General features: G+C 55.9%; 13 protein-coding genes, 2 tRNA genes and 2 rRNA genes. 5 read left to right on the plus strand and 12 right to left on the minus strand.

The genetic code is table 11. The annotated features are described in order from the left end of the window. Window positions 1-35: 35 nt before the first annotated feature. From FHN83_RS11455 to FHN83_RS11470, 4 genes are all read right to left on the minus strand, one after another. Window positions 36-2,937 (minus strand): 23S ribosomal RNA (locus FHN83_RS11455). Between the two features lie 196 nt (window positions 2,938-3,133). Next, window positions 3,134-3,209, minus strand: a tRNA-Ala gene (locus FHN83_RS11460). A gap of 105 nt (window positions 3,210-3,314) precedes the next feature. Further along, window positions 3,315-3,391, minus strand: a tRNA-Ile gene (locus tag FHN83_RS11465). Between the two features lie 70 nt (window positions 3,392-3,461). Next, window positions 3,462-5,000 (minus strand): 16S ribosomal RNA (locus tag FHN83_RS11470). The 16S and 23S rRNA genes sit together here with 2 tRNA genes alongside, the layout of an rRNA operon. A 479-nt stretch (window positions 5,001-5,479) precedes the next feature. Here FHN83_RS11470 and FHN83_RS11475 point away from each other — a divergent pair. After that, complete coding sequence (locus tag FHN83_RS11475) at window positions 5,480-6,172, plus strand: FadR/GntR family transcriptional regulator (protein ID WP_039032197.1); 693 nt, start codon at window positions 5,480-5,482, stop codon at window positions 6,170-6,172. A gap of 20 nt (window positions 6,173-6,192) precedes the next feature. After that, the gene (mdtD, locus tag FHN83_RS11480; protein WP_139563871.1) at window positions 6,193-7,620 is read left to right on the plus strand and encodes a multidrug transporter subunit MdtD; all 1,428 of its coding nucleotides are present in this window, start codon (window positions 6,193-6,195) and stop codon (window positions 7,618-7,620) included. Here the strand turns inward: mdtD and rbsR are convergent. The 7 genes from rbsR to kup all read right to left on the minus strand — a co-directional run bounded on the left by rbsR (window position 7,586) and on the right by kup (window position 15,521). After that, entirely contained in the window at window positions 7,586-8,578 is a 993-nt protein-coding gene (rbsR, locus tag FHN83_RS11485) for a ribose operon transcriptional repressor RbsR (protein WP_138370950.1), read from the minus strand. The two genes, mdtD and rbsR, sit on opposite strands and share 35 nt — an antisense overlap. 3 nt (window positions 8,579-8,581) lie before the next feature. Beyond that, complete coding sequence (gene rbsK / locus FHN83_RS11490) at window positions 8,582-9,511, minus strand: ribokinase (RefSeq protein ID WP_139565434.1); 930 nt, start codon at window positions 9,509-9,511, stop codon at window positions 8,582-8,584. A 107-nt stretch (window positions 9,512-9,618) separates the two neighbouring features. Then, window positions 9,619-10,509: a ribose ABC transporter substrate-binding protein RbsB gene (gene rbsB / locus FHN83_RS11495; protein WP_039032200.1), complete on the minus strand. Its 891-nt coding sequence runs from the start codon at window positions 10,507-10,509 to the stop codon at window positions 9,619-9,621. Between the two features lie 27 nt (window positions 10,510-10,536). Beyond that, window positions 10,537-11,502 (minus strand): ribose ABC transporter permease, encoded by a 966-nt coding sequence (gene rbsC / locus FHN83_RS11500; protein ID WP_039032201.1) that lies wholly within the window; start codon window positions 11,500-11,502, stop codon window positions 10,537-10,539. A gap of 4 nt (window positions 11,503-11,506) precedes the next feature. Further along, window positions 11,507-13,012 (minus strand): ribose ABC transporter ATP-binding protein RbsA, encoded by a 1,506-nt coding sequence (rbsA, locus tag FHN83_RS11505; protein ID WP_139563872.1) that lies wholly within the window; start codon window positions 13,010-13,012, stop codon window positions 11,507-11,509. 7 nt (window positions 13,013-13,019) lie between these two features. Next, entirely contained in the window at window positions 13,020-13,439 is a 420-nt protein-coding gene (gene rbsD / locus FHN83_RS11510; protein WP_039032203.1) for a D-ribose pyranase, read from the minus strand. A gap of 213 nt (window positions 13,440-13,652) precedes the next feature. After that, the gene (kup, locus tag FHN83_RS11515) at window positions 13,653-15,521 is read right to left on the minus strand and encodes a low affinity potassium transporter Kup (protein WP_039032204.1); all 1,869 of its coding nucleotides are present in this window, start codon (window positions 15,519-15,521) and stop codon (window positions 13,653-13,655) included. A gap of 222 nt (window positions 15,522-15,743) precedes the next feature. Here kup and ravA point away from each other — a divergent pair, with 222 nt between their 5' ends. Beyond that, window positions 15,744-17,240, plus strand: coding sequence for an ATPase RavA (gene ravA, locus FHN83_RS11520; RefSeq protein ID WP_139563873.1), 1,497 nt, complete (start codon window positions 15,744-15,746; stop codon window positions 17,238-17,240). Next, window positions 17,234-18,685: an ATPase RavA stimulator ViaA gene (gene viaA, locus FHN83_RS11525; RefSeq protein WP_139563874.1), complete on the plus strand. Its 1,452-nt coding sequence runs from the start codon at window positions 17,234-17,236 to the stop codon at window positions 18,683-18,685. The genes ravA and viaA overlap by 7 nt, the downstream gene beginning before the upstream one ends. Here the strand turns inward: viaA and asnA are convergent, their stop codons facing one another. Beyond that, a complete protein-coding gene (gene asnA, locus FHN83_RS11530) occupies window positions 18,686-19,678 on the minus strand; it encodes an aspartate--ammonia ligase (RefSeq protein WP_139563875.1) in 993 nt (330 codons plus the stop codon). Window positions 19,679-19,828: 150 nt separating this feature from the next. On the opposite strand from asnA, the gene asnC reads away from it, so the two are divergent. Next, window positions 19,829-20,287 (plus strand): transcriptional regulator AsnC, encoded by a 459-nt coding sequence (asnC, locus tag FHN83_RS11535; protein ID WP_032615488.1) that lies wholly within the window; start codon window positions 19,829-19,831, stop codon window positions 20,285-20,287. The last annotated feature ends 66 nt before the right edge of the window (window positions 20,288-20,353 follow it).

Raw genomic sequence — 20,353 nt, forward strand, 5'->3', positions numbered from 1 at the left:
CGTCTCAAATCCCACCGAAACAGCTTCGGCGTTGTAAGGTTAAGCCTCACGGTTCATTAGTACCGGTTAGCTCAACGCATCGCTGCGCTTACACACCCGGCCTATCAACGTCGTCGTCTTCAACGTTCCTTCAGGACCCTTGAAGGGTCAGGGAGAACTCATCTCGGGGCAAGTTTCGTGCTTAGATGCTTTCAGCACTTATCTCTTCCGCATTTAGCTACCGGGCAGTGCCATTGGCATGACAACCCGAACACCAGTGATGCGTCCACTCCGGTCCTCTCGTACTAGGAGCAGCCCCCCTCAATTCTCCAGCGCCCACGGCAGATAGGGACCGAACTGTCTCACGACGTTCTAAACCCAGCTCGCGTACCACTTTAAATGGCGAACAGCCATACCCTTGGGACCTACTTCAGCCCCAGGATGTGATGAGCCGACATCGAGGTGCCAAACACCGCCGTCGATATGAACTCTTGGGCGGTATCAGCCTGTTATCCCCGGAGTACCTTTTATCCGTTGAGCGATGGCCCTTCCATACAGAACCACCGGATCACTATGACCTGCTTTCGCACCTGCTCGAGCCGTCACTCTCGCAGTCAAGCTAGCTTATGCCATTGCACTAACCTCCTGATGTCCGACCGATTAGCTAACCTTCGTGCTCCTCCGTTACTCTTTAGGAGGAGACCGCCCCAGTCAAACTACCCACCAGACACTGTCCGCAACCCGGATTACGGGTCCACGTTAGAACACCAGCCATTAAAGGGTGGTATTTCAAGGATGGCTCCACGCAGACTGGCGTCCACGCTTCAAAGCCTCCCACCTATCCTACACATCAAGGACCAGTGTTCAGTGTCAAGCTATAGTAAAGGTTCACGGGGTCTTTCCGTCTTGCCGCGGGTACACTGCATCTTCACAGCGATTTCAATTTCACTGAGTCTCGGGTGGAGACAGCCTGGCCATCATTACGCCATTCGTGCAGGTCGGAACTTACCCGACAAGGAATTTCGCTACCTTAGGACCGTTATAGTTACGGCCGCCGTTTACCGGGGCTTCGATCAAGAGCTTCTCCTTACGGATAACCCCATCAATTAACCTTCCGGCACCGGGCAGGCGTCACACCGTATACGTCCACTTTCGTGTTTGCACAGTGCTGTGTTTTTAATAAACAGTTGCAGCCAGCTGGTATCTTCGACTGATTTCAGCTCCACCCGCAGGGGCTTCACCTACATATCAGCGTGCCTTCTCCCGAAGTTACGGCACCATTTTGCCTAGTTCCTTCACCCGAGTTCTCTCAAGCGCCTTGGTATTCTCTACCTGACCACCTGTGTCGGTTTGGGGTACGATTTGATGTTACCTGATGCTTAGAGGCTTTTCCTGGAAGCAGGGCATTTGTTGCTTCAGCACCGTAGTGCCTCGTCATCACACCTCAGCGTTAACAAGGTACCGGATTTACCTGGAACCTCCGCCTACATGCTTAAACCGGGACAACCGTCGCCCGGCCAACATAGCCTTCTCCGTCCCCCCTTCGCAGTAACACCGAGTACAGGAATATTAACCTGTTTCCCATCGACTACGCCTTTCGGCCTCGCCTTAGGGGTCGACTCACCCTGCCCCGATTAACGTTGGACAGGAACCCTTGGTCTTCCGGCGAGCGGGCTTTTCACCCGCTTTATCGTTACTTATGTCAGCATTCGCACTTCTGATACCTCCAGCAAACCTCACAGTTCACCTTCAACGGCTTACAGAACGCTCCCCTACCCAACAACGCATAGCGTCGCTGCCGCAGCTTCGGTGCATGGTTTAGCCCCGTTACATCTTCCGCGCAGGCCGACTCGACCAGTGAGCTATTACGCTTTCTTTAAATGATGGCTGCTTCTAAGCCAACATCCTGGCTGTCTGTGCCTTCCCACATCGTTTCCCACTTAACCATGACTTTGGGACCTTAGCTGGCGGTCTGGGTTGTTTCCCTCTTCACGACGGACGTTAGCACCCGCCGTGTGTCTCCCGTGATAACATTCTCCGGTATTCGCAGTTTGCATCGGGTTGGTAAGCCGGGATGGCCCCCTAGCCGAAACAGTGCTCTACCCCCGGAGATGAGTTCACGAGGCGCTACCTAAATAGCTTTCGGGGAGAACCAGCTATCTCCCGGTTTGATTGGCCTTTCACCCCCAGCCACAAGTCATCCGCTAATTTTTCAACATTAGTCGGTTCGGTCCTCCAGTTAGTGTTACCCAACCTTCAACCTGCCCATGGCTAGATCACCGGGTTTCGGGTCTATACCCTGCAACTTAACGCCCAGTTAAGACTCGGTTTCCCTTCGGCTCCCCTATACGGTTAACCTTGCTACAGAATATAAGTCGCTGACCCATTATACAAAAGGTACGCAGTCACACCACAAGGGTGCTCCCACTGCTTGTACGTACACGGTTTCAGGTTCTTTTCACTCCCCTCGCCGGGGTTCTTTTCGCCTTTCCCTCACGGTACTGGTTCACTATCGGTCAGTCAGGAGTATTTAGCCTTGGAGGATGGTCCCCCCATATTCAGACAGGATACCACGTGTCCCGCCCTACTCTTCGAGTTCACAGCAAGTGTGCTTTCATGTACGGGACTATCACCCTGTACCGTCGGACTTTCCAGACCGTTCCACTAACACACAAGCTGATTCAGACTCCGGGCTGCTCCCCGTTCGCTCGCCGCTACTGGGGGAATCTCGGTTGATTTCTTTTCCTCGGGGTACTTAGATGTTTCAGTTCCCCCGGTTCGCCTCGTTAACCTATGTATTCAGTTAACGATAGTGCAACGGATTGCACTGGGTTTCCCCATTCGGACATCGCCGGGTCAAAGGTTCATATCACCTCGCCGGCGCTTTTCGCAGATTAGCACGTCCTTCATCGCCTCTGACTGCCAGGGCATCCACCGTGTACGCTTAGTCGCTTAACCTCACAACCCGAAGCTGTTTCACTTCGCGTTGTGAAAATTTGAGAGACTCGAACACACTTACCATCTGTTCTTATTACGGAGAACAGACACAGTGTGTCGTTTCAATTTTCAGCTTGATCCAGATTTTTAAAGAGCAAAACTTCGCAGCGCACCTTCGCAGGTACACTCTGAAGTTTTCATGTTGTCGCAGTAAAGATGGTGGAGCTATGCGGGATCGAACCGCAGACCTCCTGCGTGCAAGGCAGGCGCTCTCCCAGCTGAGCTATAGCCCCATCGTGGTCATCTCTGTACCGGTAATTTTTTCTGAGGCAAGGCGTGGTGACACGAAGCATACTGAAGTATGTGAGTGTCGCCGCAACGCAGCATCAGTAAAAATTTGGTAGGCCTGAGTGGACTTGAACCACCGACCTCACCCTTATCAGGGGTGCGCTCTAACCACCTGAGCTACAAGCCTGCAGAGATTTTTTACTGCTAATTTTCATCAGACAATCTGTGTGAGCACTGCAAAGGCAGGTTCTTTAAGGTAAGGAGGTGATCCAACCGCAGGTTCCCCTACGGTTACCTTGTTACGACTTCACCCCAGTCATGAATCACAAAGTGGTAAGCGCCCTCCCGAAGGTTAAGCTACCTACTTCTTTTGCAACCCACTCCCATGGTGTGACGGGCGGTGTGTACAAGGCCCGGGAACGTATTCACCGTAGCATTCTGATCTACGATTACTAGCGATTCCGACTTCATGGAGTCGAGTTGCAGACTCAATCCGGACTACGACGCACTTTATGAGGTCCGCTTGCTCTCGCGAGGTCGCTTCTCTTTGTATGCGCCATTGTAGCACGTGTGTAGCCCTACTCGTAAGGGCCATGATGACTTGACGTCATCCCCACCTTCCTCCAGTTTATCACTGGCAGTCTCCTTTGAGTTCCCGGCCTAACCGCTGGCAACAAAGGATAAGGGTTGCGCTCGTTGCGGGACTTAACCCAACATTTCACAACACGAGCTGACGACAGCCATGCAGCACCTGTCTCAGAGTTCCCGAAGGCACCAAAGCATCTCTGCTAAGTTCTCTGGATGTCAAGAGTAGGTAAGGTTCTTCGCGTTGCATCGAATTAAACCACATGCTCCACCGCTTGTGCGGGCCCCCGTCAATTCATTTGAGTTTTAACCTTGCGGCCGTACTCCCCAGGCGGTCGACTTAACGCGTTAGCTCCGGAAGCCACGCCTCAAGGGCACAACCTCCAAGTCGACATCGTTTACGGCGTGGACTACCAGGGTATCTAATCCTGTTTGCTCCCCACGCTTTCGCACCTGAGCGTCAGTCTTTGTCCAGGGGGCCGCCTTCGCCACCGGTATTCCTCCAGATCTCTACGCATTTCACCGCTACACCTGGAATTCTACCCCCCTCTACAAGACTCTAGCCTGCCAGTTTCGAATGCAGTTCCCAGGTTGAGCCCGGGGATTTCACATCCGACTTGACAGACCGCCTGCGTGCGCTTTACGCCCAGTAATTCCGATTAACGCTTGCACCCTCCGTATTACCGCGGCTGCTGGCACGGAGTTAGCCGGTGCTTCTTCTGCGAGTAACGTCAATTGCTGAGGTTATTAACCTCAACACCTTCCTCCTCGCTGAAAGTACTTTACAACCCGAAGGCCTTCTTCATACACGCGGCATGGCTGCATCAGGCTTGCGCCCATTGTGCAATATTCCCCACTGCTGCCTCCCGTAGGAGTCTGGACCGTGTCTCAGTTCCAGTGTGGCTGGTCATCCTCTCAGACCAGCTAGGGATCGTCGCCTAGGTGAGCCGTTACCCCACCTACTAGCTAATCCCATCTGGGCACATCTGATGGCAAGAGGCCCGAAGGTCCCCCTCTTTGGTCTTGCGACGTTATGCGGTATTAGCTACCGTTTCCAGTAGTTATCCCCCTCCATCAGGCAGTTTCCCAGACATTACTCACCCGTCCGCCACTCGTCACCCGAGAGCAAGCTCTCTGTGCTACCGTTCGACTTGCATGTGTTAGGCCTGCCGCCAGCGTTCAATCTGAGCCATGATCAAACTCTTCAATTTAAGTTTGATGCTCGTGAATTAAACTTCGTAATGAATTACGTATGTTCACTCAGAGACTTGGTATTCATTTATTGTCCGGAGACATTAAGAATCCATGTCACTTTGAGTGCCCACACAGATTGTCTGATAAATTGTTAAAGAGCAGTGCAACGCGGCTTTCGCTCACCGTTGCGAGGTCCCGTATATTACGTTTTCCTCATTCAGAGTCAAGCGATTATTTTCACTTTTCTCTGCCGGCGTTCATCGCTGAACCCCGCTGACCCGGCGGCTTGCGTGCCGTTGTTCCGTGTCAGTGGAGGCGCATTATAGGGAGTTCTCCGGCGCTGACAAGAGCAAAATTAAAATAAATTACCGACCGTGCTTTTTTTCACCAAAAGCCTCATCTTTTAGCCAGAAATCACCCTAATTGTCGTTTTAGCAACCACAACCCGCCTGCAGGTGGCATACTTACTGGCATCAAGACTTAAGGAATCTGCGTTATGCCTTTAAGCGCGCAACAGCTGGCGGCCCAAAAAAACCTCTCTTATGTGCTGGCAGAAAAGCTGGCCCAGCGGATCCTGGAAGGTGTTTACGCACCAGGTAGCATCCTGCCGGGCGAGCTGGAACTGGGTGAACAGTTTGGCGTGAGCCGAACCGCCGTCCGTGAAGCCGTGAAAACCCTGACTGCGAAAGGGATGGTACTTCCCCGTCCGCGCATCGGTACACGCGTCATGCCCCAGGGTAACTGGAACTTCCTCGATCAGGAGCTGCTCTCCTGGTGGATGACAGAAGATAACTTCCAGCAGGTCATAGAGCATTTCCTTGTCATGCGCAGCAGCCTCGAGCCGCAGGCCTGCCTGCTGGCCGCCACGCTCGGAACGGCTGAGCAGAAGGCCCGCTTAAATACCCTGATGGATGAGATGGTTCATCTGAAGAAGAACTTCAATCGGGAACGCTGGATAGATGTGGATATGGCCTGGCACGAACATATCTATGAGATGAGCGGTAATCCGTTCCTGACCTCTTTTGCCTCGCTCTTTCACTCTGTTTATCACACCTACTTTACCTCTATTACTCAGGATGAGGTAGTGAAGCTGGATTTACACCAAGCAATTGTCGACGCCATTCAGGACAGTGATGGGCTACGCGCTATGGCAGCCAGCCAGGCACTGCTTGCCCCACCAGCACGGTAGCAATAACAACAGGAATACGAATGACAGTAAAAAAAGCACGCAGTATGGCGGGCCTGCCGTGGATAGCGGCGATGGCCTTCTTTATGCAGGCGCTTGATGCGACCATCCTTAACACCGCCCTTCCGGCAATAGCCCAAAGCCTGAACCGTTCTCCGCTGGCCATGCAGTCGGCCATCATCAGTTATACCCTGACCGTGGCGATGCTGATCCCGGTTAGCGGCTGGCTGGCCGATCGTTTCGGCACCCGCCGTGTCTTTATGATGGCGGTATCCCTGTTTACGCTGGGTTCACTGGCCTGCGCCCTTTCCAGTTCGTTGGGCGAGCTGGTTGTCTTTCGTGTGATTCAGGGGATTGGCGGCGCGATGATGATGCCGGTCGCGCGTCTGGCGTTGTTACGTGCTTATCCACGCAGCGAGCTGTTGCCGGTGCTTAACTTTGTCACCATGCCGGGCCTGGTCGGGCCGATCCTCGGGCCGGTGCTGGGCGGGGTGCTGGTTACCTGGGCCAGCTGGCACTGGATATTCCTGATTAATATTCCCATTGGGGTTGCCGGGATTTTCTATGCCCGCAAATTTATGCCGAACTTCACCACCCCGCGGCGTAAATTCGATATGGGCGGGTTCTTCCTGTTTGGCCTAAGCCTGGTGCTGTTCTCCAGCGGTATGGAACTGTTCGGTGAGAAGGTGGTGGCGACCTGGCTGGCCATCTCCATTATCTTCAGCGGCATTCTTCTTTTTCTTCTCTATATACGTCATGCACGCCGCCACCCGACGCCGCTCATTTCCCTCTCGCTGTTTAACACCCGCACCTTCTCGGTAGGTATTGCCGGCAACATCGCTTCGCGGCTGGGCACTGGCTGTGTTCCTTTCCTGATGCCGCTGATGCTGCAGGTCGGGTTTGGTTATCCGGCGCTGATTGCGGGCTGCATGATGGCACCTACGGCGGTGGGTTCGATCCTGGCCAAGTCCGGCGTGACGCAGCTGTTACGCCGGATGGGCTACCGCAGGACGCTGGTTGGGGTGACGATATTTATCGGGGTGATGATTGCGCAGTTCTCACTGCAGTCGGCTGCACTGCCGGTGTGGATGCTGATCCTGCCGCTGTTTGTGCTGGGGATGGCGATGTCGATCCAGTTCACCTCGATGAACACTATTACCCTTGCCGATCTCAACGATGAGAATGCCAGCGGCGGTAACAGCGTCCTGGCGGTCACGCAGCAGCTGTCGATCAGTCTGGGGGTGGCGGTGAGTGCGGCGGTCCTGCGTTTTTACGAAGGGTTCGACAGCACGAATACTGTCGAACAGTTTCACTCGACCTTTATCACCATGGGCGTACTGACGGTTGTCTCTGCCCTTGTGTTTATGCTGTTAAAGCCGAAGGACGGTCGCAACCTCATTAAAGAGCGCCACAAAACTAAACAGACCCCCGTTCCATCAGAACAGGAGTAAGCTGCAGCCGCTGCTGTTGCAGGGCGGGCTGGGCGATACGGTGGATCAGCACATCAATCGCCAGCTCGCCCAGTTCATCTTTAGGCTGATGAATGGTGGTGAGCGGCGGCGTCATATACTGCGCCAGTTCGATATCGTCATAACCCACCACGGCGATATCGTCCGGAATACGCAGTCCCGCCTGATATAGCGCCTTATAAGCGCCCACTGCCATGGCATCATTACCAATAAAGACCGCCTGCGGGCGCTCTTTCTGCGCCAGTAGCGCCTGCATCGCCTCATACCCGCCGCTAAATTCGAAGTCACCGGTAATTTGATACCCTTCAGGCACCGGCAAACCGGCGCGCGCCATAGCAACCAAAAAACCTTCCAGCCGCAGGCGGGCGGGGGTTTTATCCAGCGGACCGGTAATGCAGGCGATGCGGGTGTGGCCTTTATCAATCAGATGCTGCGTCGCCATGTCTCCGCCCAGCAGCGAGTTATCCTGGATCAGATCGCTGGTACCGTCGAACGGCGCCCAGTCCATCATCACCGTGGGAACAGAAGGGTAGCGCTGCATAATCTCGGGGGAGGGTTGATGCGTTTCGGTGCACAGTAACAGCAATCCGTCGACGCGCTTTTGCATCAGCGTCTCCAGATTGCGGTTCATACGCTGTTCGTCACCTTCAGTATTGCATAACACCAGGCTGTAGCCGCGCTCAAAACAGCTGCGCTCCACGCCGCGCACCAGCTCGGAGTAAAAGGGGTTAGTACTGGCGGTAATGAGCATGCCAATGGTGCGCGTCTGGTTGAGCTTCAGACTGCGTGCCAGGGCGGAAGGCGCATAATTGAGGGATTTAACGGCAGCCTCGACCTTCTCCCGGATCGCGTCGCTGACGAAGCGATCGTTATTGATGACGTGGGAGACCGTCGAAGTAGAGACGCCCGCCATGCGGGCGACATCTTTCATTGTGGCCAAGCGTTACCTCTGCTGACTTAAAAATTCATCGATCTCATTGCGCCATGGAACAGAAGGCTGCGCGCCCGGGCGGGTGACCGCAATGGCTGCCGCCGCATGGGCAAAGCGAATCGCGGTATCCAGCTGCTCACCTTCCAGCAGCGCCGTCACCAGCGCGCCATTAAAGGTATCGCCCGCGGCAATGGTATCGACCGCTTTCACCTTAAAGCCAGGAACGCGGCGACCTTCTCCCTCGACGCTGGCCCATACGCCACGGCTGCCAAGGGTGATGATAACGGTATTGATGCCTTTATCGTGCAGGGCTTTCGCCGCGCGCGCCGCATCCTCATCGTTTTCAACGCGAATGCCCGTCAGCTTTTCGGCTTCGGTTTCATTCGGGGTGATGATGTCCACCAGCGCCAGAAGCTCGTCTGATAATACACGGGCCGGCGCAGGATTTAGTACGACAGTGGTATGATTTTTATGCGCAATTTTAGCTGCCGCCAGCACGCTTTCTACCGGCGATTCCAGCTGCATCAGCAGGGCATCGGCACCGGCGATAAGCGCCTTTTGCGCCACCACACGATCTGGCGTCAGCGCCGCGTTTGCTCCCGCATGAATACCGATGACATTCTCACCTTCCGCGTTGACAAAAATCAGTGCCACGCCGGTTGATTCGCCTTCGACCACGCTCACTGGCGCAATGTCGATGTTGTCGCTTGCCAGCTGGTTGCGAACGCGCTCCCCGGTATCGTCATCACCCGTACAGGCGATAAAGGCGATGTTTGCCCCGCTGCGCCCGGCGGCGACCGCCTGGTTAGCGCCTTTGCCGCCAAAGGCGACCTGGTAGCGATTGCCGGTTACGGTTTCGCCCGGGGTAGGGAAAGTATCAAGGTTGAGAATGTGATCGGCATTAATACTGCCAAGGACGACGAGCTTGCCTGCGGTTTTCATATTGGAGATGTCCATCAGAGAGTGCCACCGGGATGCCCCGGTGGCGTATGCCACTCTTTTCTTTATATGTTGTCCTTCAGGCAGCTAACGACCGCCTGAATCGCATATTACTGCTTGATGACCAGCTTCAGGTCAACAGGGTATTTAGCCTGAACTTTCTCGCCCTTCAGCACTTTGTCAGCAGTCTGCACGCCAGTCGCGCCGATCTGCTCCGGCAGCTGAGCAATGGTCGCAGCCAGTTTGCCATCGTTTACGGCTTTTTCACCATCAGGCGTGCCGTCAAATCCAACCACCATCACATCAGATTTACCCGCAGTCTGCAGGGCACGCAGCGCGCCCAGCGCCATTTCGTCGTTCTGGGCGAATACTGCTTTAACGTCCGGATGCGCGGTCAGCAGGTTCTGCATAACGTTCAGACCTTTAGTACGGTCGAAGTCTGCCGGCTGGCTGGCCAGTACGTTGAATTTGTGAGCCGCAACGGCCTGCTGGAAGCCTTCGCCACGCTCACGCGCTGCGGAAGTCCCGGCGATGCCCTGCAGTTCGATAACTTTGGCGCCTTCGCCCGCTTTCTTGGCGATGTAGTCACCGGCGATTTTGCCGCCCAGCACGTTGTCAGACGCAATGTGGCTGACCACTTCGCCTTTGTTCGCCTGACGGTCCAGGGTGATCACCGGGATGTTCGCCTGGTTCGCCATCTTCACGGCGTTACCTACCGCATCGGAATCGGTCGGGTTGATCAGCAGAATTTTGGTGCCGCGAACGGTTAAGTCCTGCACGTTAGCCAGCTCTTTGGCCGGGTTGTTCTGGGAGTCGAGGATCACCAGGTTGTAGCCCAGTTTGTCGGCTTCTTTCTGCGCGCCATCCTTCAGGGAGACGAAGAACGGATTGTTCAGGGTAGAAACCACCAGCGCGATGGTGTCTTTCGCCATGGCGTTTGCACTCACAGTTGCGCTCAGCGCGACAGCAGAAACCAGGGTAGCCAGTTTTTTCATGTTCATATCAAAGATGTCCTGTAGTGTCGTCAGTTACTGTTTTTTGTTGTCTACCAGTACCGCCAGCAAAATCACTACCGCTTTGACGATCATCTGGTAATAGGAAGAAACACCTAACAAATTCAAACCATTGTTCAGGAAGCCGAGGATCAGCGCACCGATCAGCGTCCCCACGATACGACCTTTACCGCCTGCCAGGCTGGTGCCGCCCAGCACGACCGCGGCGATGGCATCCAGTTCATAGCCTGTACCCGCCGTCGGTTGCGCAGAGGAGAGACGCGCCACTTCGATAATCCCCGCCAGCGAAGCCAGCAGGCCGCACAGGGAGTAGACGATAATTTTGACTTTATTGACGCTGATGCCGGACAGACGCGTCGCCGCTTCGTTACCGCCCAGGGCATAGACATAGCGACCCAGACGGGTGTGATGCAACATGTACCACGCCGCCAGGAAGACCAGACCCATGATCCAGACCGGCGTCGGAATTCCCAGCGGGCGGCCGATACCAAACCAGCCAAACAGATCGGCGTTGTCGGTAAAGCCGGTGTTGACCGGGCTGCCGTTGGTATACACCATCGTCACACCGCGCAGCAGCAGCATCATCACCAGGGTGGCGATAAAGGCCTGAACGCGGCCTTTCGCCACGATCATCCCGGTGACCGCACCGATCGCCGCGCCCAGCGCCAGCGCAGCTGCAACGGCCACCAGCGCGTTGACTTCAATCCCGACGATCGAAGCGGCCACCGCGCCGGTGAGCGCCAGCAGGGAACCGACGGACAGGTCGATACCCGAGGTCAGGATCACCAGCGTCATGCCCACCGCCATAATGGCGTTCACGGACGTCTGCTGGAGGATGTTGAACAGGTTATTAACGGTAAAAAAGTTCGGGCTCATGGTGGAAACAATCGCGATCAGCACCAGCAGGGCAATCAGCGATTTTTGTTCCATCAACCATGCCTTAGTGAAATAACGGCGTCCAGAAACAGCCTGGGTAGTCATCTTCTTACTCCTGATCCACGCGATTAAGCTTGCCCACAGCGGCAGCCATCAGAATTTCCTGGGTGGCCTGCTCGCGACTGAATTCACCGCCGAGATGCCCTTCATGCATGACGATAATGCGATCGCTCATGCCTAATACTTCTGGCATCTCGGAAGAGACCAGAATGATGCTCAGCCCGTCAGCCTTAAACTGGTTAATGAGCTGATAAATCTCTTTTTTGGCGCCAACATCCACGCCGCGCGTCGGTTCATCGAGGATCAGCACCTTCGGACGGGTCATCAGACCGCGGGCAATCGCCACCTTCTGCTGGTTGCCGCCGGAGAGCAGCCCGATGGCCTGTTCCATCGACGGCGTTTTGACGTTAAACAGGCGGATAAAATCGCTGACGGCCTGCTGTTCGTCTTTGTGCTTCAGGCTTCCGCCGCTGCGGCTGAAGTAGCGCAGCGCGGTTAAGGACATGTTCTCTTTCACCGACATGCCCAGCACCAGGCCATCGCGCTTACGGTCTTCGGAGATATAGACGATGCCGTTCGCCAGACCATCCTGCGGAGAGCGGGTGACAACTTCGTGACCATCGAGGGTGACATAGCCGCTGGTGCGTGGATACGCACCATACAGCACCTTCATCAGCTCGGTACGTCCGGCCCCCATCAGCCCGGCCACGCCGAGGATCTCCCCCTGGCGCAGGGTAAAGCTGACATCATTCACCCCAGGACCACACAGGTTATCGACCTTCAGGCGGATATCGCCCGGGGCTTTATCGATGCGTGGATACTGGTCTTCCAGCTTACGTCCCACCATCATCTCAATCAGCGTGTCTTCGGTCAGCGTCGCCACTTCACGCTCGGCAATAAACTGCCCGTCGCGGAAAACAGTGACATCATCGCAAATCTCGAAGATCTCTTTCATGCGGTGAGAGATATAGACAATGCCGCGCCCCTGCGCTTTCAGCTCACGGATGACGCGGAACAGGGAGTCGGTTTCGGTATCGGTGAGGGCGTCGGTCGGTTCATCCATCACGATAACCCGGGATTCAAAACTCAGGACCTTGGCGATTTCGACCATCTGCTGATCGCCGATAGAGAGTTCGCCCACCAGACGATCGCTTTTAAAGCGTAGGTTCAGCTTCGCCAGCAGTTTGTCGGCTTCGGCATACATCTGCTTCCAGTCGATTTTGCCGAAGCGGTTCACGAACTCGCGCCCCAGGAAGATGTTCTCCGCGACGGACAGCTGCGGGATCAGGTTCAGCTCCTGGTGGATGATGCCGATCCCGGCTTCCTGAGAGGATTTCGGGCCGTTAAAGGTGGTCTCTTTTCCCAGCCACAGCAGCGAACCGGCATCGCGTTGATAGATACCGGTAAGCACTTTCATCATCGTGGATTTGCCAGCGCCGTTTTCGCCCACCAGCGCCATGACGCGTCCGGGGTAGACATTCAGCGCTGCGCCGGAGAGGGCTTTGACGCCCGGGAACGATTTATCGATCCCTTTCAGTTGCAGTAGTGCGTCCATGGTGGCCTCAGAAGGTGACGCCAGCACAGAGAATGATATTCGCATACGGGGAACACTCCCCGCTGCGGATAACCGCCTGGCTGTCAGCGGTGTTTTTCTTGAACTGCTCGTGCGTTATGTAACTTATTTTTATGGTGTTTCCCTGGTGTTGTTGCAGTTGCTTGATATGGCCAAGCAACGTTTCGTGGAGCTGCGGATTATGTTGTTGGATTTCCGTAGCGAGAATGGCTTCCTCAACCTGCATCTCGGTTGTCACCACATCCAGCACCTGCATAAACGTGGGCACGCCCTGCGTTAATGCCAGATCGATACGCGTTGTGCTGTGGGGAATGGGTAAACCCGCATCACATACCACCAGCGTATCGGTATGCCCGAGACGGGAGATGACCGATGAGACTTCAGAGTTGAGTACTGTGCCTTTCTTCATATTCTTGCTCCACTAGCGAAACGTTTCGCTGACGTCAGTTTAATCTTACCGATGCGCAGAAAACCACCATGGCGTTGCAGATTTGTGATCGTCGTCGAAACGTTTCGCTAAGTGAAATGCGGACCGGAGAATTTGCCCGGCGGCGCTCCGCTTGCGCGGGCCTACGGGTATGGTAGGCCGGGTAAGCGAAGCGCCACCCGGCATGTTGAAAGGTTAAATCTCGACCTGGGTTCCTAACTCGATCACGCGGTTAGGCGGGATTTCGAACTGGTCGGGCGCACGCAGGGCGTTACGCTGGAGGATAAGATAGAGCTTACCGCGCAGGCGTAGATACCACGGCCGTTTGCCGACAATCAGCGACTCGTGCGACATGAAGAACGAGGTCTCCATCATCCGGCAGCTTAAGCCCTCAAGACCGCAGCGGTGGAATACCTCTTCCACGTTCGGAGTCTCACGCCAGCCGTAGCTGGCCACCACGCGCCAGAAGGTAGGCGACAGCTGCTCTATCTGCACGCGACGGACGTTATGCACATACGGCGCATCTTCGGTGCGCAGGGTCAGCAGGATCACCCGCTCGTGCAGCACCTTGTTGTGCTTGAGGTTATGCATCAGGGCAAACGGGATCACGTTCAGCGCGCGGGACATATAGACAGCGGTGCCCGGCACGCGTACCGGCGGCGATTTCTCCAGCGAGGCAATCATCGCCTCCAGAGAGTTACCGTGCTCGTGCATCCGGCGCAGCAGGCGGAAACGCTCGCTCTTCCAGGTGGTCATCACAATGAACATCACCAGACCCAGCGTCAGCGGCAGCCAGCCGCCGGAGACAATCTTGTCGAGATTGGCGGAGAACAACGGCACGTCAATACAGAGGAAGCCGACCAGAATCATCGCCACGAGGAATTTATTCCAGTGCCAGTTCCGGTACGCCACCGTGGTAGAGAGGATTGAGGTCAGCACCATGGTACCGGTGACGGCAATACCGTACGCCGCCGCCAGGTTGCTGGAGTGCTCGAAGCTGACGATAACAATCACTACCGCGAAGTAGAGCAGCCAGTTAACGAAAGGTATGTAGATCTGGCCCGACTCCATCTCGGAGGTGTGGATGATGCGCATCGGCGACAGATAGCCCAGGCGCACCGCCTGACGGGTAAGGGAGAAGACCCCGGAAATGACCGCCTGGGAGGCGATCACCGTTGCCAGCGTGGCGAGGATAAGCATCGGTACCAGCGCCCAGTCCGGCGCCAGCAGGAAGAACGGGTTTTTAATCGCTTCCGGGTGTTTGAGCAGCAGCGCGCCCTGGCCAAAGTAGTTCAGCACCAGCGACGGCAGCACCACAATAAACCACGCCACGCGGATAGGCAGCTTGCCGAAGTGGCCCATATCCGCATACAGCGCTTCAACGCCGGTAATAGAGAGCACGACCGCGCCCAGCGCCACAAACGACACGACTTTATATTCAAGGAAGAAGTGCACCGCCCACATTGGATTGAGCGCGTGCAGCACGTCCGGGTTAGCAATAATGCTGCGTAACCCCAGCGCCGCCAGGATCAGGAACCAGGAGAGCATAATCGGGGCGAAGAGTTTGCCCACCAGCCCGGTCCCGTGTTTCTGGATGACAAACAGCAGGGTCAGAACGATGATGGCCAGCGGGACCACCCATTCATCGAGCTGCGGCGCGATAATCTCAAGCCCCTCTATCGCCGAGAGTACCGAGATGGCCGGAGTGATCACCACTTCACCATAGAAGAAGCTGCCCCCTACCAGGCCAATAATCACCAGGAACGAGGTCATCCTGGCGGACGTATTGCGTCCGGCAAGCGACATCAGGGTCAGGATCCCACCTTCACCGGCGTTATCTGCGCGCATGACGAAGGAGAGATATTTAACGGAAACCACCAGGATCAGCAGCCAGAAAATCAGGGACAGAAAACCAAACACCGCGTCGCGTTCAACGCCAAAACCAAACTGGCCGGACAGACATTCACGCAACGTATAAAGCGGGCTGGTGCCGATATCACCGTAGACAACCCCGATCGCCGCGAGCGTAACTGCGGGTAATGATTGCTTATTATCAGTGCTCATAGACTAGTCTTTTCGTTTGAATAACAAATGTGTGCTTAGTCCCTTGGCCCACAAAAAGCGCACAGTATGCACGATTAATCTTAGAATCGTACCCCTAAATGCAACCTCATTAACGTAGCGCAAAGAAAATAGCACCGCAGTTCAGTCTATTACCAGCCCGGAACGAAACGTCTATACTCGCTTCAATTAGCCGGGGTTACGGCGAAAGGATGCAAAACAATTATGGCTCACACTCATTTATTAGCAGAAAGAATTTCCCGCCTCAGCGGCGCACTGGAGAAAGGGCTCTACGAACGTAGCCACGCCATTCGCCTCTGTTTACTGGCGGCCCTGAGCGGCGAAAGCGTATTTCTGCTGGGGCCGCCCGGCATCGCAAAAAGTCTGATTGCCCGCAGGCTGAAGTTCGCCTTTCAGCACGCCAGAGCGTTTGAATACCTGATGACCCGCTTTTCCACGCCGGAAGAGGTCTTTGGCCCGCTCTCTATTCAGGCGTTAAAAGATGAAGGGCGGTACGAACGTTTAACCGCAGGCTATCTGCCGGAGGCGGAAATCGTCTTTCTCGATGAGATCTGGAAAGCCGGCCCGGCGATCCTCAATACCCTGCTCACCGCCATTAACGAACGCCGGTTTCGCAACGGGGCGCATGAGGGGAAAATCCCGATGCGCCTGCTGGTGGCGGCCTCCAACGAACTGCCTGAAGCCGACAGCAGCCTGGAGGCGCTTTACGACCGCATGTTGATTCGCCTGTGGCTCGACAAGGTGCAGGACAAAGCCAATTTCCGCTCTCTGCTGATAAGCCAGCAGGATGAGAACGATAACCCGGTGCCTGCCGGGCTGCAGGTCACCGACGAGGAGTATCAGCAGTGGCAGCAGGACATCGGCAAAATCAAACTGCCGGATGCGGTGTTCGATCTGGTGTTCATGCTACGCCAGCAGCTGGATGCCCTGCCGGGTGCGCCTTACGTCTCCGATCGCCGCTGGAAGAAAGCCATTCGCCTGCTGCAGGCCAGCGCCCTGTTCAGCGGTCGCGACGCGGTTGCCCCAATCGATCTGATTCTGCTGAAAGATTGCCTCTGGCATGACGCCAGCGGCATGAATCTGATGCAGCAGCAGCTGGAAGTATTGATGACCGGGCACGCATGGGGGCAGCAGGAGATGCTGAACCAGCTCGGGGCCATTACCCAGCGCCGTCTTCAGCTCCAGCAGCAGCAAAGCGATAAAACCGCCCTGCGCGTCAATCGTCAGAGCGGCATGTTCGCCCGTCGTCCGCACTACGAATTACCGGCCGAACTGAGCGATACCACCCTGACGCTGCTTCTCCAGCAGCCGCTTAAGCTCCATGATATGCAGGTTATTCACATCACCATCGAGCGTGAAGCCCTGGCGCAGTGGCTGAGCAAAGGCGGTGAGATCCGCGGCAAACTCAACGGCATCGGTTTTGCCCAGCAGCTTAATATGGAGGTAGACGGCAGCCTGCATCTGGTTATCCGCGACGTCAGCCTGCAGGGATCGCGCCTTGCCCTGCCCGGCACCGCCTCTGAAAGCGTGCCGGAAGAGATCAAACAGCAGCTGGAAGCGCTGGATAACCAGTGGCATCTGCAGCACACGCGCTTCAGCGAGCAGCAAAAATGCCTGTTTATCCACAGCGACTGGCTGGGGCGAATTGAATCCAGCCTGCAGGATGTGAGCGCGCAGATCAAACAGGCGCGTCAATGCTGACGCTGGATACCCTCAATGTGATGCTTGCCGTCGGCGAGGAGGGGTTGATCGAAGAGATCATCCTCACCCTGCTGGCCTCGCCGCAGCTGGCGATCTTTTTCGAAAAATTCCCCCGGCTTAAAACGGCCATTACCGACGATCTCCCGCGCTGGCGGGAGAATTTACGCAAAAGGCTGAAAGATACCCGCGTGCCGCCGGAGCTCACCGAGGAGGTGATGTGCTATCAGCAGAGCCAGCTGCTCTCCACGCCCCAGCTGATCGTCCAGCTGCCGCAGATTTTAACCCTGCTGGATAAGGTACACTCCCCGTTCGCCAGCCAGGCGCGGCAGCTGGTGGTGGATAACGCCACCTTTACTCCCGCCCTGCATACCCTGTTTTTACAGCGCTGGCGGCTGAGCCTGGTGGTACAGGCCACGTCGCTTAATCAGCAGCTGCTGGAAGAGGAGCGCGAACAGCTGCTCAGCGAAGTGCAGGAGCGCATGACCCTGGCCGGGGCGCTGGAGCCGGTGCTGGTGGAGAACGAAAACGCCGCTGGCCGCCTCTGGGATATGAGCGCCGGCCAGCTTAAGCGGGGGGATTATCAGCTTATCGTTCGCTATGGCGATTTTCTGGCGCAGCAGCCGGAGCTGATGCAGCTGGCGGAACAGCTGGGCCGTTCGCGGGAGGCGAAGTCGGTGCCAAAAAAGGATGCCCCGCTTGAAACCTTCCGCACCCTGGTGCGCGAACCGGCGACGGTACCGGAGCAGGTAGACGGCCTGCAGCAGAGCGATGACATTCTGCGCCTGTTGCCGCCCGAGCTGGCCACCCTCGGCATAACGGAACTTGAGTACGAATTTTACCGTCGGCTGGTGGAGAAACAGCTTCTTACCTACCGTCTGCACGGCGATGCCTGGCGCGAGAAGGTGAGCCAGCGCCCGGCGGTGCATCAGGATTTCGACGAACAGCCCCGCGGGCCGTTTATCGTCTGCGTGGATACATCCGGTTCGATGGGCGGTTTCAATGAGCAGTGCGCCAAAGCCTTTTGTCTGGCGCTGATGCGCGTGGCGCTCGCCGACAGGCGGCGCTGCTTTATCATGCTGTTTTCCAGCGAGGTGGTGGGCTACGAACTCTCGGGCCAGCACGGTCTAGAGCAGGCGATCCGCTTCCTGAGCCAGCGCTTTCGTGGCGGCACCGATCTCGCCAGCTGTTTTCGCGCCATTATCGAGCGGATGCAGGGTGGGGAGTGGTATGACGCCGACGCGGTGGTGATCTCAGACTTTATTGCCCAGCGGCTGCCGGATGAGGTGGTGAGCAAGGTAAAGGTGCTGCAGCAGGTCCATCAGCATCGTTTTCATGCCGTGGCGATGTCCACACATGGAAAACCCGGCATCATGCGCATCTTCGATCATATCTGGCGCTTTGATACCGGGTTGCGTAGCCGCCTGCTGCGGCGCTGGAAACGCTAATTACAGCAGGGCGTCGACGCTGTCACGAACCTGCTGCGGCCATACGCCACACTGAACCTGGCCGATATGAGAGAGCTGCAGCAGTAACATGGTCAGACGAGACTGGCCGATACCGCCGCCGATGGTCTGCGGCATCTCGCCACGCAGCAGCGCCTGGTGCCACTCCAGCTTGAGACGATCTTCGTCACCGGTGATCCCCAGCTGACGCTGCAGCGCGTCGGCATCCACGCGGATCCCCATAGAAGAGAGCTCAAACGCATCTTCCAGAACCGGGTTCCAGACCAGAATATCGCCGTTCAGGCCCGCCAGGCCGCTTTCACCTTCGCTGCTCCAGTCATCATAATCCGGCGCACGAACGTCGTGGCGCTGACCGTGAGACAGCTGGCCGCCGATCCCAATCAGGAATACGGCGCCCAGCTCTTTGGCGATCGTACGTTCACGGCCTTTGGCATCCAGATCCGGGAAGCGGCTCAGCAGCTCCTGGCTGTGGACAAAGTGGATCGTCTCCGGCAGGAACGGGGTCAGACCAAACTCTTTGCTGACCGCCGCTTCGGTTTCTTTGATCCCGGCATAAATGGCTTCTACCGTCGCTTTCAGCGTACCGGTATGACGTTCGCCATCACCCATTACGCGTTCCCAGTCCCACTGGTCAACGTAGACAGAGTGAATAGCGGTAAGGCGGTCTTCATCGGGGCGAAGAGCTTTCATGTGCGTGTAAAGCCCTTCGCCCGCGCTGAAGTCGTGTTGTCCCAGGGTTTGACGCTTCCACTTCGCCAGGGAATGAACCACTTCGAACTGGGCGTCTGGCAGTGTTTTCACTTTCACCTGTACCGCTTTTTCGCAACCAGACAGGTTGTCCTGCGTCCCGTCGCCCACGCGGCTTAAGATAGGAGCCTGGACTTCAATCAGGCCCAGCTTCTCTTCCAGCTGGCGGGAAAAGTGGGATTTTACGAAACTGATCTGGCGTTGTTGTGCGATGTAAGCGGTTTTCATTATTTATACTCCTGCGTCCTGTTGGCATTGATTAAGCAACAAAAAAGAGTCTCTTTCAATAATCCAACAATAAAACTCCCACCTCACTTTTAAATCGATAAAATTACCCGCTAAAATAGAGTGATTCATTAATCTTCATAAGAAAAAGCTATGGAAAATTATCAGATCGACAATCTGGACCGCGGCATTCTTGAGGCCCTGATGGCCAATGCGCGTACGGCCTACGCCGAACTGGCCAAACAGTTTGGCGTCAGCCCGGGAACCATTCACGTGCGCGTAGAGAAGATGAAGCAGGCGGGAATCATCACCGGTGCCCATATCGACGTCAGCCCGAAACAGCTGGGTTACGATGTCTGCTGCTTTATTGGCATTATCCTCAAGAGCGCCAAAGACTATCCTTCCGCGCTGGCAAAGCTGAACGCCCTGGATGAAGTGACCGAGGCTTACTACACCACCGGCCACTACAGCATCTTTATTAAGGTGATGTGCCGATCGATCGACGCCCTGCAGCAGGTACTTATCAACAAGATCCAAACAATCGATGAAATTCAGTCCACCGAGACGTTGATCTCCCTGCAGAACCCGATCATGCGTACCATCCGCCCGTAACAGGGCAAAATAATTACCACATTTTCCACAGGTAGATCCCAGCTCGCTCACAGCGTACAATGTTCG

Origin of the sequence: Leclercia adecarboxylata (assembly GCF_006171285.1) — a bacterium.
In the GTDB taxonomy this organism is placed as follows: Bacteria; Pseudomonadota; Gammaproteobacteria; order Enterobacterales; family Enterobacteriaceae; genus Enterobacter; species Enterobacter barmai.